This is a genomic window from Williamsia phyllosphaerae, from assembly GCF_014635305.1.
Taxonomy (GTDB): Bacteria; Actinomycetota; Actinomycetes; order Mycobacteriales; family Mycobacteriaceae; genus Williamsia_A; species Williamsia_A phyllosphaerae.
Window position 1 is genome coordinate 1,253,105 of sequence record NZ_BMCS01000001.1, and the last position, 21,710, is coordinate 1,274,814.

Annotated in this window: 23 protein-coding genes; 13 read left to right on the forward strand and 10 right to left on the reverse strand. The window is 67.3% G+C overall.

The window, feature by feature from the left end; all coding sequences use genetic code 11:
• Positions 1-187: 187 nt before the first annotated feature.
• From rpsF to rplI, 4 genes are all read left to right on the forward strand, one after another.
• Positions 188-475 carry a 30S ribosomal protein S6 gene (gene rpsF / locus IEV93_RS05795; RefSeq protein WP_188487760.1) on the forward strand — a complete coding sequence of 96 codons (288 nt, stop codon included), beginning with the start codon at positions 188-190 and terminating at the stop codon, positions 473-475.
• Between the two features lie 192 nt (positions 476-667).
• On the forward strand, positions 668-1,195 hold the full coding sequence (locus IEV93_RS05800) for a single-stranded DNA-binding protein (protein WP_188487778.1): 528 nt from the start codon (positions 668-670) through the stop codon (positions 1,193-1,195).
• A 41-nt stretch (positions 1,196-1,236) separates the two neighbouring features.
• Positions 1,237-1,497, forward strand: coding sequence for a 30S ribosomal protein S18 (gene rpsR, locus IEV93_RS05805; RefSeq protein ID WP_188487780.1), 261 nt, complete (start codon positions 1,237-1,239; stop codon positions 1,495-1,497).
• Between the two features lie 15 nt (positions 1,498-1,512).
• The gene (gene rplI / locus IEV93_RS05810) at positions 1,513-1,965 is read left to right on the forward strand and encodes a 50S ribosomal protein L9 (protein WP_188487782.1); all 453 of its coding nucleotides are present in this window, start codon (positions 1,513-1,515) and stop codon (positions 1,963-1,965) included.
• 74 nt (positions 1,966-2,039) lie between these two features.
• On the opposite strand, the gene IEV93_RS05815 is transcribed toward rplI, so the two are convergent.
• Complete coding sequence (locus IEV93_RS05815) at positions 2,040-3,122, reverse strand: DUF3089 domain-containing protein (RefSeq protein WP_229704908.1); 1,083 nt, start codon at positions 3,120-3,122, stop codon at positions 2,040-2,042.
• A 118-nt stretch (positions 3,123-3,240) separates the two neighbouring features.
• Positions 3,241-3,765 (reverse strand): hypothetical protein, encoded by a 525-nt coding sequence (locus IEV93_RS05820; RefSeq protein ID WP_188487784.1) that lies wholly within the window; start codon positions 3,763-3,765, stop codon positions 3,241-3,243.
• A gap of 686 nt (positions 3,766-4,451) precedes the next feature.
• Here IEV93_RS05820 and dnaB point away from each other — a divergent pair.
• Positions 4,452-6,662, forward strand: a complete 2,211-nt coding sequence (dnaB, locus tag IEV93_RS05825) for a replicative DNA helicase (RefSeq protein WP_229704909.1) — start codon at positions 4,452-4,454, stop codon at positions 6,660-6,662.
• 43 nt (positions 6,663-6,705) lie between these two features.
• Positions 6,706-8,370, forward strand: coding sequence for an ABC-F family ATP-binding cassette domain-containing protein (locus tag IEV93_RS05830; RefSeq protein ID WP_188487789.1), 1,665 nt, complete (start codon positions 6,706-6,708; stop codon positions 8,368-8,370).
• Between the two features lie 17 nt (positions 8,371-8,387).
• On the opposite strand, the gene IEV93_RS05835 is transcribed toward IEV93_RS05830, so the two are convergent.
• Positions 8,388-8,963, reverse strand: a complete 576-nt coding sequence (locus tag IEV93_RS05835; protein ID WP_188487791.1) for a TetR/AcrR family transcriptional regulator — start codon at positions 8,961-8,963, stop codon at positions 8,388-8,390.
• An 86-nt stretch (positions 8,964-9,049) separates the two neighbouring features.
• On the opposite strand from IEV93_RS05835, the gene IEV93_RS05840 reads away from it, so the two are divergent.
• Positions 9,050-9,931 carry an SDR family oxidoreductase gene (locus IEV93_RS05840; protein ID WP_188487793.1) on the forward strand — a complete coding sequence of 294 codons (882 nt, stop codon included), beginning with the start codon at positions 9,050-9,052 and terminating at the stop codon, positions 9,929-9,931.
• Between the two features lie 19 nt (positions 9,932-9,950).
• On the forward strand, positions 9,951-10,835 hold the full coding sequence (locus IEV93_RS05845; RefSeq protein ID WP_188487795.1) for an aldo/keto reductase: 885 nt from the start codon (positions 9,951-9,953) through the stop codon (positions 10,833-10,835).
• Between the two features lie 33 nt (positions 10,836-10,868).
• Here IEV93_RS05845 and IEV93_RS05850 read toward each other — a convergent pair whose 3' ends face one another.
• From IEV93_RS05850 to IEV93_RS05865, 4 genes are all read right to left on the reverse strand, one after another.
• A complete protein-coding gene (locus tag IEV93_RS05850; protein WP_188487797.1) occupies positions 10,869-12,773 on the reverse strand; it encodes a glycoside hydrolase family 15 protein in 1,905 nt (634 codons plus the stop codon).
• The gene (locus tag IEV93_RS05855; protein ID WP_188487798.1) at positions 12,770-13,663 is read right to left on the reverse strand and encodes an SDR family oxidoreductase; all 894 of its coding nucleotides are present in this window, start codon (positions 13,661-13,663) and stop codon (positions 12,770-12,772) included. Before IEV93_RS05855 ends, IEV93_RS05850 begins: the two co-directional genes overlap by 4 nt.
• Before the next feature lie 330 nt (positions 13,664-13,993).
• Positions 13,994-14,155: a hypothetical protein gene (locus tag IEV93_RS05860; RefSeq protein ID WP_188487800.1), complete on the reverse strand. Its 162-nt coding sequence runs from the start codon at positions 14,153-14,155 to the stop codon at positions 13,994-13,996.
• A gap of 152 nt (positions 14,156-14,307) precedes the next feature.
• Positions 14,308-15,678 carry a lipase family protein gene (locus tag IEV93_RS05865; RefSeq protein ID WP_188487802.1) on the reverse strand — a complete coding sequence of 457 codons (1,371 nt, stop codon included), beginning with the start codon at positions 15,676-15,678 and terminating at the stop codon, positions 14,308-14,310.
• Positions 15,679-15,795: 117 nt separating this feature from the next.
• Between IEV93_RS05865 and IEV93_RS05870 the strand changes: the two genes are divergently transcribed.
• The 3 genes from IEV93_RS05870 (at position 15,796) to IEV93_RS05880 (ending at position 18,624) form a co-directional block, all read left to right on the forward strand.
• On the forward strand, positions 15,796-16,365 hold the full coding sequence (locus IEV93_RS05870; protein WP_188487804.1) for a TetR/AcrR family transcriptional regulator: 570 nt from the start codon (positions 15,796-15,798) through the stop codon (positions 16,363-16,365).
• Positions 16,366-16,425: 60 nt separating this feature from the next.
• Positions 16,426-17,028, forward strand: a complete 603-nt coding sequence (locus tag IEV93_RS05875; protein WP_188487806.1) for a pyridoxamine 5'-phosphate oxidase family protein — start codon at positions 16,426-16,428, stop codon at positions 17,026-17,028.
• Positions 17,029-17,142: 114 nt separating this feature from the next.
• Complete coding sequence (locus IEV93_RS05880) at positions 17,143-18,624, forward strand: flavin-containing monooxygenase (RefSeq protein WP_188487808.1); 1,482 nt, start codon at positions 17,143-17,145, stop codon at positions 18,622-18,624.
• Here IEV93_RS05880 and IEV93_RS05885 read toward each other — a convergent pair whose 3' ends face one another.
• Positions 18,625-19,794 carry an acyl-CoA dehydrogenase family protein gene (locus IEV93_RS05885; protein WP_188487810.1) on the reverse strand — a complete coding sequence of 390 codons (1,170 nt, stop codon included), beginning with the start codon at positions 19,792-19,794 and terminating at the stop codon, positions 18,625-18,627.
• A 130-nt stretch (positions 19,795-19,924) separates the two neighbouring features.
• On the opposite strand from IEV93_RS05885, the gene IEV93_RS05890 reads away from it, so the two are divergent.
• Complete coding sequence (locus tag IEV93_RS05890; RefSeq protein ID WP_188487812.1) at positions 19,925-20,149, forward strand: hypothetical protein; 225 nt, start codon at positions 19,925-19,927, stop codon at positions 20,147-20,149.
• 27 nt (positions 20,150-20,176) lie between these two features.
• Here the strand turns inward: IEV93_RS05890 and IEV93_RS05895 are convergent, their stop codons facing one another.
• A complete protein-coding gene (locus tag IEV93_RS05895) occupies positions 20,177-20,542 on the reverse strand; it encodes a DoxX family protein (RefSeq protein WP_188487813.1) in 366 nt (121 codons plus the stop codon).
• 103 nt (positions 20,543-20,645) lie between these two features.
• On the opposite strand from IEV93_RS05895, the gene IEV93_RS05900 reads away from it, so the two are divergent.
• Positions 20,646-21,140, forward strand: a complete 495-nt coding sequence (locus tag IEV93_RS05900; RefSeq protein ID WP_188487815.1) for a MarR family winged helix-turn-helix transcriptional regulator — start codon at positions 20,646-20,648, stop codon at positions 21,138-21,140.
• An 18-nt stretch (positions 21,141-21,158) separates the two neighbouring features.
• Here IEV93_RS05900 and IEV93_RS05905 read toward each other — a convergent pair whose 3' ends face one another.
• Positions 21,159-21,707, reverse strand: a complete 549-nt coding sequence (locus IEV93_RS05905) for a DUF305 domain-containing protein (protein WP_188487817.1) — start codon at positions 21,705-21,707, stop codon at positions 21,159-21,161.
• Positions 21,708-21,710 lie beyond the last annotated feature (3 nt).

Sequence of the window (21,710 nt, forward strand, 5' to 3'; positions counted from 1 at the left end):
CTCGAAACGTAACCCAGGTCACGTCTCGAAGAAGCAGATTCGCAATTCTGTTCCAACGGTGGGCGCCCTGCGCACGATTTCGCAGGTCACAGGACACTGATGTAGCCTTGCCCGGTTGCCGACGCAGGCGACCCTCCTGCCACGGATCGTCCGTGGCCGACCAGCCCACAGGAGGTGATGTGGTCTTATGCGTCATTACGAATTGATGGTCATCCTCGATCCGAATCTGGACGAGCGCACCGTTGCCCCTTCGCTCGACACCTTTCTCAACGTTGTCCGCAAGGACGGCGGAAAGATCGACAAGGTCGACATCTGGGGAAAGCGCCGTCTGGCGTACGAGATCCAGAAGCACACCGAGGCGATCTACGCCGTCATCGACATCAACGCGGAGCCCAAGACGGTGAGCGAGCTCGATCGTCAGCTGAAGCTGAACGAGTCGGTCCTGCGCACCAAGGTTCTGCGGTCGGAGCACTAGAACGTCGGACGTGAACCGACGCCGTCCGGTCGTCGCCACCGCACCTCTCCCGAGGTCGATGGAACCGATCGGAGCGAAGTCGAGTCTCATGTCGGTACCGGGAAATAGGGTCGACACGCACGAGCGTGACCGATTCTCGTCCCCGGTGCGCATCGATCCCGAGAACAACCCACACGCATAGGGAGTTTCACCATGGCCGGCGACACCATTCTCACCGTCATCGGAAACCTGACAGCGGATCCCGAGCTGCGATTCACCCCGTCGGGTGCGGCGGTTGCCAACTTCACGGTTGCCTCCACCCCCCGGATGTTCGATCGTCAGACCAACGAATGGAAAGACGGCGAGGCGCTTTTCATGCGCTGCAGCATCTGGCGCGACGCCGCGGAGAACGTGGCCGAGAGCCTGACGAAGGGCGCCCGCGTCATCGTGTCCGGCCGGCTCAAGCAGCGGTCGTACGAGACGCGTGAGGGCGAGAAGCGCACGGTCGTGGAACTCGAGGTCGAAGAAGTCGGTCCCTCGCTCAAGTACGCCACCGCCAAGGTCAACCGCGCATCGCGTGGTGGCGGCGGTGGAGGCGGCGGCAACTCCGGATCATCGGGCGGCGGAGGCGGAAGCCGCGGCGGTTCGTCCGGCGGCGGCGCAGCGGCGAACGACGATCCGTGGGGCAGTGCCCCGGCGAGCGGATCGTTCGGCGGCGGGGACGACGAACCACCGTTCTAGGACCGCTGCGGCGGTCTCGCATCACATATCGGAGCAAGGAAATGCCGAAAACATCAGGCGGCGGACGCAGAGTCCGTGCCGAGAAGGACATCACGGCCAAGGCCTGTTCCTTCTGTACAGCTACACAACCTGACATCGACTACAAAGACACCTCGCAGCTGCGGCGGTTTCTGTCGGACAAGGGCAAGATCCGGTCACGCCGTGTGACCGGGAACTGCGTCCAGCACCAGCGGGACGTGGCCATTGCGGTGAAGAACTCACGCGAGGTCTCACTGCTGCCGTTCACCTCCACGGCGCGCTGAGCGGAAAGGGACAAAATGAAGCTCATTCTCACCGCCGAGGTCGAAAACCTCGGAGTCGCAGGCGACACCGTCGAGGTCAAAGACGGTTACGGTCGCAACCTCCTGCTGCCCCGCGGTCTGGCCATCCCGGCCAGCCGTGGCGCACAGAAGCAGGTCGAAGGAATCCGGCGTTCGCAGGAGGCCCGCGCGGTGCGCGGACTCGATCACGCCAACGAGCTGAAGCAGGCTCTGGAGAACCTCGAGTCGGTCTCACTCCCGGTGAAGACCCACGACTCGGGCAAGCTCTTCGGCTCGGTCACCGTGGCCGACGTCGCCGGCGCCATCCGCACCGCGGGCGGCCCGGTCGTCGACAAGCGTGCCGTCGAACTGCCCAAGGGACACATCAAGGCCACGGGTACCTACCCCGTCGTCGTGAACCTGCACCCCGACGTGTCGGCGTCGCTCAACCTCTCGGTTGTCGCGAGCTGATCGTCACCTGAACCACCATTTCGGCCCCCGCAGGATCCTCTGCGGGGGCCGAAATGCGTCAGGGGTGGGGTACCTCAGCGCCCGATGTACGCCCGGGCCTGTGTGCCCACCAGGTCGACGAGGTCGCCCTGCGCGAGGTTCACGTCGAGCAGATGCAGGCCCCAGGTGGCGTTGGGCAGGGTCGGCAGCGCGCCCGCCGGTGGCGCACCGTTCCCGCCGCCGCTGATCCGCAGCACGTGTGCACCCCCGTCGGTGCTGCACACCCCGGTGTAGCCGCGCGCCGACCGCCCGGCGATCTCGCTGTGCAGTCGTGCCGGGGCGCCGCTGCCGAGAGCGGCCGGATTCGTGCACAGCACCTCGTAGTCGGGCCCGAACGGCAGGTCACCGCGCGCGCCCTGTGTCCCGGCCTCGGACGGAGGGCGTCCGAAGCGGGAATCGGCCGGTGGCTGCCGGTTGAACGCGGAATACGCGATGACGCAACCGTTCTGCGATGCGGTGGTGCACGCCGGGACCGACGAGAAGTCACCACCGGCAAGTGAACCCTTGCGCACCAACACGTTTCCGCCGAGCAGGATCGCCGACACCAATCGTGCCTGCACCGGGGTGTTCTCGATGCGCTTGCGGATGAGAGTGCGCAGCATCAACGTCCCCTGCGAGTGTCCGATGAGGACGACACCGCGACCGTTGTTGTGGTGCGCCAGATAATCGTTCCATCCCTTCTCGAGATCGTCGTAGGCGAGGTCGAGGGCCGTGGCGCGTTGGTTGCCGGTGGCGGTGAACAGTCCGCGCAGGGTGCTCTGGCGGTAGATGGGAGCCCATACATTGCAGTTCGCGCCGAAGGGTTCGGCCTGCTGGCCGGCGATCAGACGCTCCTCCGGGCCGACGGCCCGGTTGGCGTTGGCGGTCAGCTGCAGCGAGACCGTCGGGTACACGTAGAAGCAGTCGACGGGTGCGCCCGACCGGCCGCCGCACGGGTCGGCGGCCTGTCCGGGTCGGCACAGCCATGTGGTGGCCTCGGTCGGTGTCGCGCTCGCAACGCCCGTGGCTCCGCCGATCGCGACGGCGATCGACGCGACGACCGTGATGACCACCATCTGCCACAGAGTCGGGTGTTCTCGCCGGTCACGGCCCTCGTTGCGATGTGTCGTCGGTGTCATGTCGCTCCCCGGCCTGTGTGATCCGCGCGGCACGAAGTCGGTGCGCCGCTGTCGATCTCAGTAGACCGCACCGCGACGGTGCGCACCACCGTTTCGCGGGTGTTCGGCAGAGCGCGGATCAGACCTGTGCTGCGGGTGCGCGCCGGGCCGCGGGCTCTCGCGAGGCGGGTGCGACCGAGGAAGGGCAGGGGACGATGAGCAGGTCGCCGAGCTGCAGGTCTCGTGGCAGCGACACCTCAGCGCCGTCCACAGGCGCCGGGCGGTCCGGACGGGCGTGTGCGGTTGAGCCGTCACCGAGGACCCGGAACGTCCCCTTGTGCGCTACCGAGATCCGGTCGATCAGGCGCACGTGCGTCCAGTCGGCGCCGATGTGGCCGGCCGCGCAATCGACGAGGGCGATGGGCTCGTCCCCGTCGTGCACCACGGCGCTGACCCGACACAGCACCACCCGTGCGCATCCGACCTGCGACGTCGTCGTGGTCCAGTCGCAGGGCGTGCCCAGCAGATCGGCGACCCGGTGCATCGAAAGTCCCTCCACGACAACGTCATCAATGGTGGTGGAGGTGTGCGGCGGCCACGCGGACAGGTCGATGGGGTCCGGGATGCTCATGCGCAGCGTCGGCATGATGTCGGTGAGTGTCACCCGAACAGGTCTACGCGCCCGAGGCGCGCCGTCATGGCGCGGTGACACGATCTGCACGGCATGCCCCCGCGCGTTGACGAAATCCATACGGGCGTGACGGTTTCGGATGCGAGATCAGACATGTCAGAACCTTCGCCGCTCGCGGTTGGTGCGTCTCCACGATCCCGGCCGTTAGACTTGCAGAGGTACGGACGTACTCCTTCACGGGATGTCTCGATGTCCGTTGTCGACGTCAGCTGGGCGTAACCCCGCATTGTGGCGGCCTTCATCTGATCGTCCGACAGCATTTGTTGCGAAATTCGAACACGCCCGGGTTGCGCGGTCTCACGACACGCCGAAGGCAATTCGATGCACACCCTGTGCGTGCCCACAGATGCCGGTGACCAGCGTGAACGCTTCTGGCACGACGGCTTGTCCCCAAAGCGCCAACAGTCGGTCAACACGATTGGGGGATTGCTCCACAGGAACCTAACAACTTGGTCCACAGGGTGGTTTGGTGCGGATCACAACGGGACCTAATCTCGTGACCGTGCCTCGTGCCGGGTCCGCTCTGTCGGACCCCGGGAGTAGAAAACACGAGCGGGCGTGATCGGTTCGGCGCGACGAGGTGGTCGCGAACACCAGCGGGTATCGCGGGTGCGGACGTGGACGCATGCCAGGCAGGGTCGATGGGGAGAGGGTGCACGGTGGCAGTAGTGGACGAGCGCGGCCATTCGCCGCGTGATGAGCCGCCTCCGGCTGAGGAGTTCGGCCGCCAGCCCCCTCAGGACCTCGCTGCCGAGCAGTCGGTGCTGGGCGGCATGCTGCTGTCCAAGGACGCCATCGCCGACGTGCTCGAGGTGCTCCGTCCCGGCGACTTCTACCGCCCGGCCCATCAGGCCGTGTACGACGCGGTGCTCGAGCTGTACGGCAAGGGGGAGCCCGCAGACGCCGTCACGGTGTCCGCGGAGCTCGACCGGTCCGGCGAACTGCGTCGCGTCGGTGGCGCGCCGTACCTCCACACGCTGATCGCGACGGTGCCGACCGCGGCCAACGCCGGCTACTACGCGGAGATCGTCGCCGAGAAGGCGACGCTGCGGCGTCTCGTCGAGGCAGGCACCCGGATCGTGCAGTACGGATACGCGGGCGCCGACGGCCAGGATGTCGCCGAGGTCGTCGATCGCGCGCAGGCCGAGGTGTACGAGGTCACCGAGCGCCGCACCGCCGAGGACTACATCCCGCTCGAAGAACTGCTGCAGCCGACCATGGACGAGATCGACTCCATCGCCTCGCGCGGCGGCATCTCGCTGGGTGTGCCAACGGGTTTCGCGGACCTCGACTCCGTCACCAACGGTCTGCACCCGGGGCAGATGATCATCGTCGCCGCCCGTCCCGGTGTGGGCAAGGCACTCGCGCTCGACACCCCGCTGCCCACCCCGCACGGTTGGACCACGATGGGCGAGGTGAAGGTCGGCGATCGTCTGATCGACGCCGACGGCTGCCCGACGCGCGTGGTCGCGACGACCGAGGTGCTCACCGATCGCCCCTGCTACGAGGTGGAGTTCTCCGACGGATCGGTGCTCGTCGCCGACGAGGAGCACCAGTGGGTCACCGAGTCCGACGGGGTGAGCACGGTGCAGACCACCGGCGCCCTCCTCGACCAGGTCGGTACCGTCGCCGTCCGCAACGCCCAACCCCTCGACCTCCCGCGCAGGCGTTTCGGGTATGGCCCGTACACCGTTGCGGCGCTGGCGGGCATGGCGTTCGACGATCACGAGATCGGCATGCGGATCGATGCCGAGGGCCCGGTCGACGTCATGGCGTTGATGTCGGATCTCGGTGGACGGGTGCCCTATGAGTACCTCCGCGGATCCGTCGCCCAGCGGCGTGCGTTGTTGGCGGGTCTGCTCGACGCCCGCGGCATCGTCGACGACGACGGCTGGATCACCGTGCCCGCGGCGACCCAGCACATGAGCACCGTCATCGGCGACCTCGTGGCCGGTCTCGGCTACAGCTTCCGGCGTGCCGCCACCGGGTGGCTGCGTGTCGACGCGGACGACGATGTGTTCACGGTGCATCGGAAAGCTGTTCGCCACAAGGAACTTCGTCGTCAGAGCGGGCTCCGCTGCATCGTGTCGATACGTCCGGTGGACAGCGTCCCGGTCCGCTGCGTCCAGGTGGACAACCCGCGGCAGATGTACCTCGCCGGCGAATCGATGGTCCCGACGCACAACTCGACGCTCGCCATGGACTTCGTGCGCAGTTGCTCCATCACCCACCACATGACGAGCGCCTTCTTCTCCCTGGAGATGGGCAGGACCGACATCGTCATGCGTCTGCTCTCGGCCGAGGCCAAGATCAAGCTCGCCGACATGAGGTCGGGCCGGATGACCGACGACGACTGGACGCGCCTGGCACGCCGGATGGGCGAGATCTCCGAGGCGCCCCTGTTCATCGACGACTCACCCAACCTCACCATGATGGAGATCCGCGCCAAGGCCCGAAGGCTCAAGCAGCGCAACGATCTCAAGCTCGTGGTCATCGACTACATGCAGCTGATGAGCTCGGGCAAGAAGGTCGAGTCCCGCCAGCAGGAGGTCTCGGAGTTCTCCCGAAGCATCAAGCTGCTGGCCAAGGAGCTCGAGGTTCCCGTCGTCGCGATCAGTCAGCTCAACCGTGGTCCCGAACAGCGCACCGACAAGCGGCCGATGGTGTCCGACCTGCGTGAGTCGGGCTCGCTGGAGCAGGACGCGGACATGGTCATCCTGCTGCATCGCCCCGACGCGTTCGAGCGCGACGATCCCCGGGCCGGCGAGGCCGACATCATCCTGGGCAAGCACCGTAACGGCCCCACCGCGACGATCACCGTCGCACATCAGCTGCATCTGAGCCGCTTCGTCGACATGGCCAAGGGCTGACGACGATTTCTGCGGTACCGGCCGGTGATGGGATGATCTACCCATGACCGCAACGCTCGTCGCGAAGAATGTGGCCGGCGGCTACGCGCATCGCACCCTGTTCGAGGGACTCGACGTCACCGTCGCTCCCGGCGACGTGATCGGGGTGGTCGGCGCCAACGGTGCAGGTAAGAGCACCCTGCTGCGGATCCTGGGCGGAGACCTCGCGCCGCTTGACGGCACCATCAGCCTGGCTCCGGCCGACGCGTTCGTCGGCTGGTTGCCGCAGGAACACGAGCGGGTGCCCGGCGAGACGGTGGCTGCCTACACCGCCCGCCGCGCCGGATGTACCGAGGCGACACAGGCGATGGACGACGCCGCCGCGGCCCTGGCCGACCCGGATCTCGTTGCCGCAGGAGACGATCCGGCAGATGTCTACGCCGCAGCCCTCGACCGCTGGCTCGCATCCGGCGCCGCGGATCTCGAGGAACGCCTTCCGGCGGTACTCGCCGACCTCGGCCTCGACACCGACGCGGTTCGGCCCGACTCGACCCTGATGACCGCCCTGTCCGGTGGGCAGGCGGCCCGGGTGGGTCTCGCCGCTCTGATGGTCTCGCGTTTCGACATCGTCCTGCTCGACGAACCCACCAACGACCTCGACCTCGACGGCCTCGCCCGGCTCGAGGGCTTCGTGCAGAACCTCCGTGGCGGGGTCGTCCTGGTCAGTCACGACCGAGAGTTCCTGGCCCGCAGCGTGACCCGGGTGCTCGAACTCGACCTGGCTCAGAACACCACCACGGTGTTCGGTGGCGGATACGACAGCTACCTCGAAGAACGCGAGACCGCCCGGCGACATCGTCGCGAAGAGTACGAAGAGTTCGCCGAGAAGAAGGCCGACCTCGTGGGACGCGCCCGCACGCAGCGGGAATGGTCCAGCCAGGGCGTGCGCAACGCGATGAAGAAGTCGCCGGACAACGACAAGATCCGTCGAAAGGCCGCTGCGGAGTCGAGTGAGAAGCAGGCGCAGAAGGTCCGACAGATGGAGAGCCGGATCGCGCGTCTCGACGAGGTCGTCGAGCCACGCAAGGAATGGTCGCTCGAGTTCACGATCGGATCCGCGCCCCGCTCGTCCTCGGTGATCGCCACTCTCGACGACGCCGTCGTACGGCAGGGCAACTTCGTCCTCGGGCCGCTGTCGCTACAGATCGACGCGGGAGAGCGGGTCGGCATCACCGGACCCAACGGTGCCGGGAAGTCGACCTTCCTGCGCCTGCTCCTGGGTCGTCGCGAACCCGACGAGGGTCGCGCAAGTCTGGGCGCCAACGTCGCGATCGGCGAGATCGACCAGGCACGCGCGGACTTCGCCGGGACGGGCAAGCTGGTCGACCGATTCGAGCAGCGCGTACCGACCTGGACCACAGCGGATGTGCGAACACTGCTCGCCAAGTTCGGATTACGCTCCGACCACGTCGACCGCCCGGTTGACGGGCTGTCCCCGGGCGAGCGCACCCGCGCGGGCCTGGCCCTACTCCAGGCCGTCGGAACCAACGTGCTCGTCCTCGACGAGCCGACCAACCATCTCGATCTGGCCGCCATCGAGCAACTCGAACAGGCGCTGGACAGCTACGACGGCACCCTGCTGCTGGTGACGCACGACCGGCGAATGCTGGAGAACGTCCGGCTGGACCGATCACTGCACGTCGAGAACGGCCGCATCACCGAGGGGTGAGTGTGCGCCGGGGTGACTCAGCCGAGAGATGTTGTCGCGTCTCGTAACTCGGCAAGTGCCGCCAGTGCGTGTGGGGCAAGACCGGTGTCGTCGACGGGGTTCTCCGACCAGCGGGCGTAGCCGCGTTTGAAGGCGAGAACGCCCAGCTCCGCCGCGAGATGTGCGAGAGGGTCGGCGACTCCGCGGGCCACCAGGGCCTCGGTCATCGCGGCCGCGAGACCCACGCTCTTGAGGGCGTCACGTTCCTGCAGCTCGGTGCTCGCCGCCACCGCGGCCTTCAACCGGGGCCCGAGCTCCCGGTTGGCCGGACCCATCTCACCGGACGCCCGCTCGAGGCCCGCCGCGACGGCCTCCAGGGGACTCGCCCCCGCCGGGGCCTCGCCGATCCCCTCGGCCAGCAGTCGGCTCAGCGTCTCCTGTCCGGCGACCAGCAACTCGCGCTTGTCCGAGAAGTGCCGGAAGAACGTGCTCTTGGTGACACCGGCACGTTCGGCGATCTGGGCGACGGTCGTCGCGTCGTAGCCCTGCTCGGTGAACAGGTCGACCGCTGCGACGACGAGTCGCTGGGTCGCACCGGGTTGCCATCGAGCCATGGGTCGATACTAGTCGACGGGACAACAGTCCCATCACGGGTGTACGGTGACGGGACAACTATCCCATCACTCGTCAGGACATCACCATGCACGTATTCGTCACCGGAGGTACCGGCACCATCGGGTCGCCCGTGGTCGATGAACTCATCGGCAACGGCCACACGGTCGTGGCGCTGGCCCGATCCGAGAGTTCCGCGCAGGCCCTCGACCGGGCGGGAGCGACGACGGTCCGCGGCGAACTCGCCGACCTCGACCTCTTGCGAAAGACGGCCGCGTCGGCCGACGGTGTCGTCAGTCTGGCGTTCGGGCGGGACTACAGCAGCGCGGACGCACTGACCGCGGGAATCGCCGAGGAGGGGGCCGCGCTCGCCGCGCTGGGGGAGGCGTTGATCGGCTCCGACCGCCCGCTGGTCACCGTGTCGGGGACGCCGTGGGTGCCGGGTCGTGCGTCCACCGAAACCGATCCGCTCCCCACCGAGGGGCCGGTCGGGGGCCGCGCGGTGTCGGTCAATGCGTTGCTGGCGTTGGCGTCTCGCGGTGTGCGTGCGTCGGCTGTCCGGATGCCGCGCACGGTTCACAACGACGGCCAGGGTGGATTCGCCGGGCTGCTCACCCAGGCGGCCCGGCGCACCGGGGTGGCCGGCTATCCGGGCGACGGGACCCAGCGCTGGCCGGCGGTGCACGCCCTCGATGCGGCCGTCCTGTTCCGGCTGGTGCTCGAGACGGCGCCCGCGGGGACGGCGTGGCACGCGGTCGCCGACGAGGGGGATGCGGTGCGCGACATGGCCGCGATCATCGGTCGACGTCTCGGACTCCCCGTCGAGTCGGTGCCCGACGACACGTTCGGCCCCTTCGGTCCGATCTTCGCGATGGACCAACCGTCGTCGGCCGCACACACGCGCCACGCCCTGGGATGGGAACCGACACACCCCGCGTTGCTCGCCGACCTCGAGAACATCCGGCTCTGACGATGCCTACGGTGGGGTCATGACCGTTCCCACCTTCACCCTGAACAACGACGTCGAGATCCCCGCACTCGGATTCGGCGTCTACCAGACACCGCCGGACGAGACCCGCTCGGCGGTGGCGGCCGCTCTCGAGACCGGCTACCGCCACATCGACACCGCCGCGGCGTATGGCAACGAGCGCGAGGTCGGCGAGGCCATCCATCGAGCCGACCTCGATCGCGACGAGTTGTTCGTCGAGACGAAGATCTGGATCACCGACTTCGGGTACGACGCCACGCTGCACGCCTTCGACAAGGCCGCGGGCAAGCTCGGACTCGAGCGTCTCGACCTGTTGATCCTGCACCAGGCGCTGCCCGGAGAGTTCGATCTGACCCTGGACGCCTACCGCGCGTTGGAGAAGCTCTACGCCGACGGCAAGGTCCGCGCCATCGGTGTCTCCAACTTCATGCCGGCGCACATCGAACGCCTGCTCGCCGAGACCGAGGTGGTCCCCGCGATCAACCAGATCGAGGTGCACCCGTACTTCCGGCAGTCCGACCTGCTGACCATCGACAGCGAACACGGCATCCTCAACCAGGCGTGGTCTCCCATCGGTGGCATCACCTTCTACCGGGACGGATCGCAGGGGTCGACCCTGCAGGACCCGGTCATCGGCGAGATCGCCACCGCGCATTCGAAGTCCGCCGCCCAGGTCATGCTGCGGTGGCACCTGCAGCAGGGCCGTCAGTCGATCCCCAAGTCGGTCACACCGTCGCGGATCGTGGAGAACTTCGACATCTTCGACTTCGAACTCACCGCCGAGGAACTCGACGCGATCGACGGACTCGACACCGGTGTCCGCGGCGGACCGGAGCCGGAGGACATCACGCGGGAGAGCTTCGGCATGGAGATCCCCGACGCCTGAGGTCCGCGCCCGGCGTCGTGCGTACGACGGGTCCTACCGGTTCCGATCGGGCCGCCGGGTGGGTGCCTCGCCTCCCACGCTGGAGGGGTTGTCGGAGTGGATGGTCAACGCGGCGTTGATGATCGCGAGATGGCTGAGCGCCTGCGGAACGTTGCCCAGGAAGCTGCCGTCGGCAGGATCGATCATCTCCGAAACCAGACCGACGTCGTTGAGGCATCCGACGAGTTCGTCCATGAGGGCGCGGGCCCGATCCCGCTGGTCGGTGTGCACGAGCGCCGCCACCATCCAGAACGAGCAGGCGACGAAGCTCGCCTCCTCATCGGCTGCGCCGGTGAACCGATACAGGTGCGGGCCGTCGCCGAGATCGCGGATGAGGGCGTCGATGGTGCGACGCATGCGATCGCCGCGGTCGAACCCGCTGATCGCGTGCAGCAGGATCGACGCGTCGAGTTCGCCACTGCCGGGGTAGAACTCGTAGGCGTCCAGCTCATCGGACCAGCAGTTGTCGTCGATCCATCCGGCGATGGCGTCCGCCTCGAACTGCCAGCGTTCGATGGGTCCGGGGATCTGGCCGATCTCGCCCAGATGCACCGCCTTGGTGAGTGCCTGCCAGCAGCCGAGTTTCGAGGTCGTGTAATGCCGGACGTCCTCGAGTTCCCAGATCCCGGCATCGGCACGACGCCACTGGTCGGCGGCCTGATCGGCGATGCTCGTCATGAGTCGGCCGGTCGCGTCGTCCAGGACGTTCCCGTTGTCGACGTAGAGCTGGACGATGTTGAACAGGTCGCCGTACACCCCGAGTTGCAGCTGACCGCTGGCGCGGTTGCCGCCGACGACCGGTCCGTGACCTCGCCACCCCTCGACATCGAACTCGGTGACCTCGCTGTCGGGGAGGTGCCCGTCGAGCGCCTGTAGAACGCTGATCTCGTGTCCCTGCGAGCGCAGGACGCGCAGCATCCAGCTGATGGCGCCGTGCGTCTCCTCGCGGATCCCGAGCTGGAACAAGGCGGTCAGTGAGAAGGCGGCGTCGCGGATCCAGGCGAACCGGTAGTCCCAGTTCTTGGCCGTGGTCAGGGATTCGGGCAGCGAGGTCGTGGCCGCTGCTGCGACCGCACCGGTGGGTGCGTAGATGAGCTGCTTCAACGCGATCGCGCTGCGTACGACCGTCTGTTGCCATGGGCCGTCGTAGTGAATCGACTCCGCCCACTGCTCCCAGTTGCCGATGGTGAGGGTGATCCCCCTGTCGAGGTCCTCGGGGTTCGGCAGGTGCAGGGGCTCGCGGTTGGTGCTGACCAGCCCGAGCAGGTGCCGTGAGCCGGGGGTCGCGCGATAGTGGGCCACAATGCGGCGCGGGGTGACGTCGACACCGTCGTCGTGGAGGGTCCGCACTGCCATGGTGACACCGTCCAGGCGCAGCACGGTGCCGTGCACGGTGTCGGAGATCCATGGCGATGCCGTACGCAGAAGCGTTCCGGGAGCAACGGTTCCGCGGAACTCGACCGTTCCGCTCACGCCGTCGATACGGCGTGCGAGTTCACACCACGGCAGCCGTCCGGCGAGTCCGGTGTTGAGGGAGTCGGTGATCCGCGCGACACCGTCCGCGGTGTGAAACGTCGTCTCCAGTACAGCGGTCAGCGGGAGGTAGCGACGCGTGATCCGATACGGCACCGTCGGTTCCAGGGCGAGGTAGCCACCCTCGTCGGCGTCGAGCAACGCCGCGAACGGCGGCACCGAGTCGAGATCGGGCAGCGGCAGCCAGTCGATGCGTCCGTCGCGCGCGACGAGGGCGACCGTGCGCCCGTCGCCGAGGGCCGCGTACGAACGGATGTCGGCGTATCCGCGCTCGTCCCGATCGGTGACGGGTTGCGGTTCACCGGTGCCGTCACCGGCGCCGCCCGCGAACGGGTCGGCGCCGGAACGGTGTTCGACATCGGTCACGGAGTGGGCATCCCACCGTTGACGTGCAGGGTCTCACCGATCACATAGCTCGACTCGGGTGAGGCGAGGTAGACGTAGGCCGTCGCGAGTTCGGCCGGTTGTCCCCATCGACCCAGTGGCGTCTGCTCGCCGACGGTGGGCAGAGCATCCGTCGGCTGTCCGCCCGCAGTCTGCAGGGGCGTCCAGACCGGTCCGGGAGCAACGACATTGACGCGGATCCCGCGCTCGGCGACCTGCTGTGCCAACCCCTTGAAGAAGGCGTTGATCGAGGCCTTGGTCATCGCGTAGTGGATCAGATGCGGCGAGGGCTGGTACGCCTGGATCGACGACGACCCGACGATCGTCGATCCCGGGGGCATGTGCGGCACCGCGGCTTTCACCGTCCAGAACATCGCGTAGACGTTGGTCTTCACGGTGGCGTCGAACTCCTCGTCGGAGATGTCCTCGATCCGTTCGACGTGCTGCTGCTTGCCCGCGTTGATCACCAGTGCATCGAGGCCACCGAGCTCACGGACCGCGGTCTCGACGGCGGACCGGCAGTACTCCGCGTCGGTGACATCGCCGGGGATCTTGACGGCCTTGCGGCCGGCCTCGGTGATCAGAGTTGCGACGGCATCGGCGTCGGACTCTTCTTCGGGTAGGTACGAGATCGCGACGTCGGCGCCCTCGCGGGCGTACGCGATCGCCGTGGCGGCGCCGATCCCGGAGTCGCCGCCGGTGATGAGGGCTTTGCGTCCCTCGAGACGGCCCGAACCGCGGTAGGTGTCCGCGCCGAGATCGGCTTTGTCCCGCATCTCGGAATCCAGTCCGGCTCCGGGTTGGCTGACCCTCTTGGGGTCGAAGTCGTCGTACATCGAGCTGGGGTCGCGGAATGTGTATTGATCGGTCATGTCAGGCCTCCTGCAGATGGGACGGCTGGGCTCGAACATCGAATGCGCACGTCACCAGACGGAAATCGGGACGCGACAATCGAAGAGCGGCGGTCAGCCGCGATGAATGAGTCCCCGCAGAGGTTTGACGAGGCGACTACTGAGCTACGCGAAGTATCAACGCTGTAATCGTCGACACCATTCCACTGTAACCACGTCTACGGAACGACAGTCCCTCCTCGGGTGCGTGCAGTGTGCGATGCCAGCCGGTCGTCTCGACCGACCCCGGACATGACGAATCCCGCCACGGTGGGCGGGATTCGCGGTGGTCGAGATGTGGATCGGGTGCGCTCAGCGCCGCCCGGACGAGATCTCGCGACGGCCGAATTCGAGGCCGCCTCCGGAGGACATGAAGGCCCAGGAGAGGGCGGCGAATCCGGCGACGATGAGAACGGTGGTGACCATGGTGTACCCCTTTTGTGCGGTGGTCGTGGAGCGATCGAGTGGGATCATCTGTGATCTCCCACGGTCTGCTCGTGATGACTCCATGCTACGAGTACACGTGTTCACTGAAAAGGGTTTGGCATGGGAGTCACAGCGTCCCGACGAGAGAGTCGTGCGCCACACGATCGGCCGATGTGGACGGCCGTCTCAGTCGGTGAGGGTCACCTGTCGAACACGGACAGCGGTGCGCGGGCGATGGCCCGCCCACCGACCACCTTGGCCGAGATCGCGACGAGACGCGCCATGCCCTGGTAGGTCGCCGGGTTCAACAGCGTGGGCCACGTGGTGCGCAGTCGGTTCTCGCGCACCGGGCGACCATCGAAGCGATCCTGCAGCCACCGCAACGCCATCGGTGCCGACATCGGGTGCAGCAGCATGTGTTCGCTGAACCGGTCCCGGTGGTAGGTCACGCTGGCGCCGCCCTCGGAGTAGAGACGCGCGAGCTCGTCGATGTCGTCGACCGACATGATCCGATCGTTGACGGCCTGCACGATCAACACCGGCATGGCGGGTGTCGATCGCCCGAGTCGGATGGAGTCGAAGACCTCTCGCACCTCGGGCAGCGCGAGGATCTCCTCGAGGGGGCGGTCGAGCATGGAGGCCATGTCGGTGAACATGAACCGCACCACGGCCTCGACGGTGGTCATCTTCTGCAGGCGGGCGAGCGACTTCTTGCCCGCGGGGGTGGCATGGGTCTCGATGACCCGCTGCAGCTCGGGGTAGACGTGCGTCAGCGCACCGACGACCAGGGCGGGCAGACCTGAGAAGAAGCTGCCGTTGAGACGTTCGTACGTCTTGCCGAGATCGCCGACCGGAGAACCCAACACGGCTCCGACGACGTCGAGTTCGGGTGCGTACTCGGCGTACATCTCCGCGGCCCACGCGGAGGCGAGGCCGCCGCCGGAGTATCCCCACAAACCCACCGGCGCGGAGCCGGCCACGTTCAGCGGGGCGTGGTTGATCGCGGCGCGGATCCCGTCGAGCACGCAGTAGCCGGGCTCGCGGGGCAGGCCCCACAATCCGCGCGGCCCTTCGTGATCAGGGATCGAGACCGCCCATCCCTCGGCCAGAAGGGCTGCGATCAGCAGGAATTCGAGCTGCGGTAGAGCGCCGAGAGCCTTGGATCCGCGACGCAGGGCGTACGACGGGAAACACCGGCCCGCGATGGCATCGATGGCGCACTGGTACGAGACGATCGGGTAGACCTCGCCGGGGGGCCGGCTCGACGGCGACAACACGGTCGTGACCGCGGCCATCGGATCACCGTTCATGTCGGTGGTGCGATACGACAGCTGCACCGCCGCGATCCGCTGAGGGATCACCCCGAGGAAGGCCAGACCGACGTCGCGGGACCGCAGGACCGTTCCGGGTGCGAGGTCGGCGAGGCCGTCGACCGTCTCGTAGAACGGGTCGTCGCGGGGGAGCAGTGGGCGCCGGCCGGTGAGATCGTGATGGGGGGCGTCGAAAGACCCCGTTGCGGGCACGCTGCGCTCTTCGTCGTGAATCGAGATGTCGTATTCCTCGGTGGCCATTGGACACACCGTCGTGTCCGATCATCTGACCGTAGCGCAGGTCACACTTCGACCGCTCGCCCCGGTGGTTGCGCCGCCGCCTTGTATTTGTACCGATCGTTCGGTACAAATGGAGTCATGGCGCCTCGCAGCATCTCCGATACCGACCTCGTCGACCGTCTGGAGACCGTCTTCCGTGATGTCGGCTACGACGGTGCGAGTCTCGCAACCATCGCGGAAGCGACCGGGTTGCAGAAGTCGAGCCTCTACAACCGGTTCCCGGGCGGAAAGCAACAGATGGCGGCTGAGGTGGCCGGGTCGGTGGGCGCACAGTTCGCGACCGACATCCTGTCGCCGTTGACCACCGACGCGCCCGCGGCTGATCGGATCGACGGTGTCGCCGCCAATCTCGAGACCTTCTACCGGGGTGGGGAGCACCCGTGCCTGCTGAACATGTTGTCGGTCGGCGACGCCGGGACCGCGGCCCGCACCAATCTCCGCGCCGGTGCGGACCACTGGATCAGCGCTTTCGCCGACGTCGCGCGCGCCGCCGGAGCCACTCGCGATGACGCCACGGCTCGAGCTCAGGACGCCATCTGCGCCATCGAGGGTGCCCTCGTGCTCGCCCGCGTCACCGGTCAGACCGACGCATTCCATCGCGCGCTGACCCGTCTTCCCGCACTGCTCCTGGGGAGCTCACCCAGCTGAGAGCGACCGTCCGCGCACCGTCGTGGTGCGACCACACCCACTGCCACCGAGGACCAGCCCATGCCGAACTACTACGACATCGCATTCGGACCACATGAGGTCGCCCATCAGGAGCGACACAATTCGGCACGGCGGTACGAGATGATGGCCGCGCAGCCGGGACCCGACGGCCTCGGGCCCGAGGAGATCGAATTCCTCGCCGACCGCGACAGCTTCTACATTGCGTCGGTGGGCGCAGACGGATGGCCGTATGTGCAACATCGGGGTGGACCGCAAGGCTTCGTCACCGTCAGTCCGGACGCGCGACAGATCGCGTGGGCCGAGCGTGCCGGGAACCGGCAGTACATCACCGCGGGACACCTCGACGGCGATGATCGGGTGTCGCTCATCGCGGTCGATTACCCGGCTCGCCGCCGGCTGAAGATCTACGGTCGTGCGCGATACGACACCGCGCCGTCGCCCGACGTGCTCGCCCGGCTCGGCATCGACGGGCCGATGGATGCGCTGCTGACGGTCACGGTCGAGGCGTTCGACTGGAACTGCCCGAAGTTCATCACCCCGCGGTTCACCGCGGACGAGGTCCGCGCCGCCGCCGAACCCCTGCAGAACCGAATCGCCGAGCTCGAGAAGCAGGTCGAGTTGTTGAGGCAGCATCAGGCGTGAGAACGCCGCCCGAGAAAGTGGTCGCCCCGGTCTCCCCGACGGATAACGTGGACCTCGGTGTCGCACAATCGGTACCCGCGCGGGTGCCGACTCGCGAGCAGACGAAGGCAGGCCATGACCCACGGCTCGACAATCAACCGTCCCACGATCGCGATCGTCGGGGCCGGGTTCGCCGGCCTCGGCATGGCGATCAGCCTGAAACGCGCCGGCCTGACGGACTTCACCGTCTTCGAACGCGGGGACGACGTGGGCGGATGTTGGCGGATGAACACCTATCCGGGCGCCGCCTGCGACGTGCCGTCGCACCTGTACTCGTTCTCGTTCGCCCCGAACCCGCGATGGTCCCGACGATTCGCGCCCCAGCCGGAGATCCTCGACTACCTGCAGCACTGTGCCCGCGAATACGACCTGCACCCACACATCCGACTGCGGACCGCAGTGGAGTCAGCGGTCTATGACGACACCGAGAACACGTGGGCCGTCACCCTGGCCGACGGCACCGTGTCGGTCTTCGACCTCGTCGTCTTCGCCTGCGGGCAGCTGAGCCGCCCGGCCACCCCGCACGTTCCCGGCATCGAGAAGTTCGAGGGCACCGTCTTCCACTCGGCGCAGTGGGACCACGACTACCCGCTCGCCGGGAAACGGGTCGCCGTCGTCGGCACCGGTGCCTCGGCGATCCAGTTCGTCCCGAAGATCGCCGACGAGGTCGCGAGCCTGCACCTGTTCCAACGGTCGGCGCCCTACGTCATCCCCAAGGCCGACTACCCGTACTCGCAACGCGTGCGCCGTGTGTTCGCCGCGCTGCCCGCCGTCCAGCGGCTGTCGAGGTGGCTCACCTACGTGACGCTCGAGCCGCGGGTGATCGCGTTCAACCGGTATCCCGGTCTGATGAAACTGTTCGCCTGGCGGTACCGACGGCTGGTGGCCAAGTCGATCCCCGATCCCGATCTGCGCGAGGCGCTCAAGCCCGACTATCCGATCGGCTGCAAGCGGATCCTCATCTCCAACGACTACCTCGCCTCACTGGCCGGCCCGCACGTCGATGTCGTCACCGAACCCATCGCCGAGGTCGGGCCGTCGTCGATCACCGTCGCCGGCGGGACGTCGGTCGAGGTCGACGCCATCATCTTCGGCACCGGATTCCACGCGACCGACTTCCTCCGCGGCATCTCGGTGACCGGACGCGACGACACCGACCTGCACACCGTGTGGGCCGACGGCGCGTACGCGCACCTGGGTCTGACCGTCAACGGGTTCCCCAACATGTTCCTGCTCTACGGCCCGAACACCAACCTCGGCCACACGTCGATCATCCTGATGCTCGAGGCCCAGATGCGGTACATCATCGAGGCCACCCGGCTGCTGCGCGTGCGACGCGGCTCGGCCATCGAGGTCCGTACCGATGCCCAGTCGGTGTCGAATGACGCTGTGCAGGCGGCGTTGTCGGAGACGGTCTGGAATCAGGGGTGCAACAGCTGGTACAAGACCGCGAGCGGTAAGAACACCAACAACTGGCCGGCGTCGACGGCGAAGTACATCCGGATGACGCGCTCGGTCGACGAGGACGACTACACCTGGGGTCGGTCGTCGGCCTGATCAGCGCAGCAGCGCCCGCGACATCACGACGCGCTGGATCTGGTTGGTGCCCTCGTAGATCTGCGTGATCTTGGCATCGCGCATCATCCGCTCCACGGGGAAGTCGCGGGTGTAGCCGGCACCGCCGAACAACTGCACGGCGTTGGTGGTCACCTCCATCGCCACGTCGGAGGCAAAGCACTTCGACGCCGAGGCGATGAAACCGATCTTCTCCTCGCCACGTTCGGCACGTGCGGCCGCCGAGTAGACCATCAACCGGGCGGCCTCGATCTTCATCGCCATGTCGGCGATCATGAACTCCACACCCTGGAACTGGGCGATCGACTTGCCGAACTGCTTGCGCTCCTTGACATATGCGATGGTGTGGTCGAGCGCTCCCTGCGCGATCCCGACCGCCTGCGCCCCGATGGTCGGGCGGGTGTGGTCGAGGGTGGCCAGCGCGGTCTTGAAACCGGTTCCGGGTTCGCCGATGATCCGGTCGCCGGGGATCCGGCACTTCTCGAAGTACAGTTCTGCGGTCGGTGAGCCGTGCAGGCCCATCTTCCGTTCGGTGGGCCCGACCGTGAATCCTTCGTCGTCCTTGTGGACCACGAACGACGAGATCCCGTTCGCGCCCTTGTCGGGGTCGGTCACCGCCATGACGGTGTACCAGGTCGCCCTGCCGCCGTTGGTGATCCAACACTTCGACCCGTCGAGGACCCACGCGTCGCCGTCGGCACGGGCGCGCGTTCGCATGGCGGCGGCGTCGCTGCCCGCCTCGCGCTCGGACAGTGCGTAGGCGGCCATCGCCTCGCCCGAGGCCAGTGACGGGAACACCTGCTGCTTGATCTCGTCCGACCCGCGCAGCACGATCCCCTGCGTACCCAGCTTGTTGGCGATCGGGATCATCGACGACGACGCGCACACCCGCGCCACCTCCTCGATGACGATGCACGCCGCGACCGCGTCCGCGCCCTGGCCGCCGTATTCATCGGGGATGTGCATCGCGGAGAACCCCGCGGCGTTCAGCGCGGTCAGTGCCTCGTCGGGGTAGCGGGAGTCCTCGTCGACCTCGGCGGCGTACGGGGCGATCTGCTTCTCGCACAGGTCACGGAGCACCGCTCGGAGCTCGTTGTGCTCGTCCGGGAGAGCGAACACGTCGAACGAAGAATTGCCTTGCCAGTGCGCCACAGATCGTCCTCGTGCTCGTCCGGCCCCCTGCCAGAACTCTAACCCCCTGGTCGGACGTGGTTTGCGCTTGGGGTGATCTGTATTACAGTGCGGTGATCAAGTGATGAACGACACATGATGGGTAGTGAGCATGGCATCTCCGGACACTCCGCAGAACATGGCCGCGATGTCGTGTTGCCCCGGTGGGGCGGTCGCGATGCTGGGGGTGGGACTCGGTCACATGCTGGCCGGATCGATGCACCGGCTCGCCGCCCGTCGGGCCCGCCGCCGCGAACTCCACATGCTCCAGCAGATGTGGGCGGCTGAGTGCGCCTCCCCGGTGATCACGCCCCGGCACCGAGATCGTCCGAACTAGAGGTCACCTCCGGTGTCGCCGCAGGACTCAGGCAGCGGCGAGGGTGATCACCACGGCGATGGAGACAATCGCGAGAACCGCTGCGGGGAGTGACGCGCCACGGGTCTCGGCGTTGCTGTAGTCACCGAACTTCGCGTGGAAGACCACGGCGCCGATGAACACGATGGCCAGACCGATGCCGGCCAAGATCCCCAGCGGGTGCCAGAAGATGCCGATGATCAGCCCGACCGCGCCTGCGACCTCGGCGGCACCGATGAATCGGACCAGGTTCGGGCTCAGGTTGCGGCCGGTCAACTGCTCGGACGCGGGGCCCTTGAGCAGGGCTTTCGGAGCTCCGGCGGCTGCGCTGACGAGCGCCAGGATGATGCTGAGGATCACGGCGGTGATGAACATGGACATTCCTTCGGTCGCGGGGCGGTTCGCCCAGGGAACTTGCCTACGCAAGTACTGCCGGTCAGCGTGACACAAAGTATTTGCGTACGCAATAATTGCGGGCATGGCGGATCCCGAGGAACGTGACGTGCTGCCGGATCGGTCACGTCCGCTGTCGGATGCCGAGGCCCGGGTGTGGCGCGCAGTGGCCCGTGCTCTGATCCTGGTCCCACGCGCCCTCGACATCGATCTGCAGCGCGACTCCGACATCACCCTGAGCGAGTACCAGGTGCTGATGATCCTGTCGGAATCGCCGGGGCGGCAACGTCGCATGAGCGAGCTCGCGACGTTCGTCGGGCTCTCGGCCAGCCGCATGACGCGGCTCGTCGACGCCCAGCAGGAGCTGGGGCTGGTGCGCAGGACACGGGACGCCGCCGACGGTCGCGGCATGATCGCCCATCTCACCGACGCTGGATTCGCGCGGCTCGTCGAGGCCTATCCGGCGCACCTGGCGAGCGTGCGTGAACGCGTCATGGCGCCGCTCTCGGGTCTCGATCAGGACGCGCTGGGCGCGGCGCTCGAGGGACTGACCGGGCCGACGCCCCCGGACCTCTGCTGATCCCGCACCCCCGTGAACTCAGCCGGGAAGCTGAGCGGCCAGTTCGTGGAGCTTCGGGATCTGCGTGGTGGGCGCGGTCGCGATCGAGGTCGCCAGCGTGCGTGCGGGGTCGTAGATGCCCGACGCCAGCTCGCGTTGCGCCATCGCCGCGGCTCCCGTCTCGCTGGACGCCGACGCGAGCAGCACGTCGCGGTCGAACGTGACCCCGGTTTCGCCACGGAGTCGGGCCAACTCCGCGTCGGTGACGTAGCCGTCGGGCATGCCCATGTCGACGTTCGGGGGCGCCGGCACCTCGCTCGACCAACCACGCAGGGCTTTGAGTTCCGGTGACTGCTGCGAGACGATGAGCCGCCCGAAGTCGCGAACCCGGGCATCGGACCCCTTGTTGGCGGCGAGTTGTCCGACCTCGATGGCGCGTTCGTGATGCATGGCCATCGCCGAGATGAAGAGTCCGTCGGTGTCGTTGTGCGTTGCTGCGGCGTCGTCGCTCCCACATGCGGTGAGCCCCGCCGAGGTGACCAGCACGGCCGCGGAGAACGCGATGACATGTTTGCGGAACAGGTGCATCAC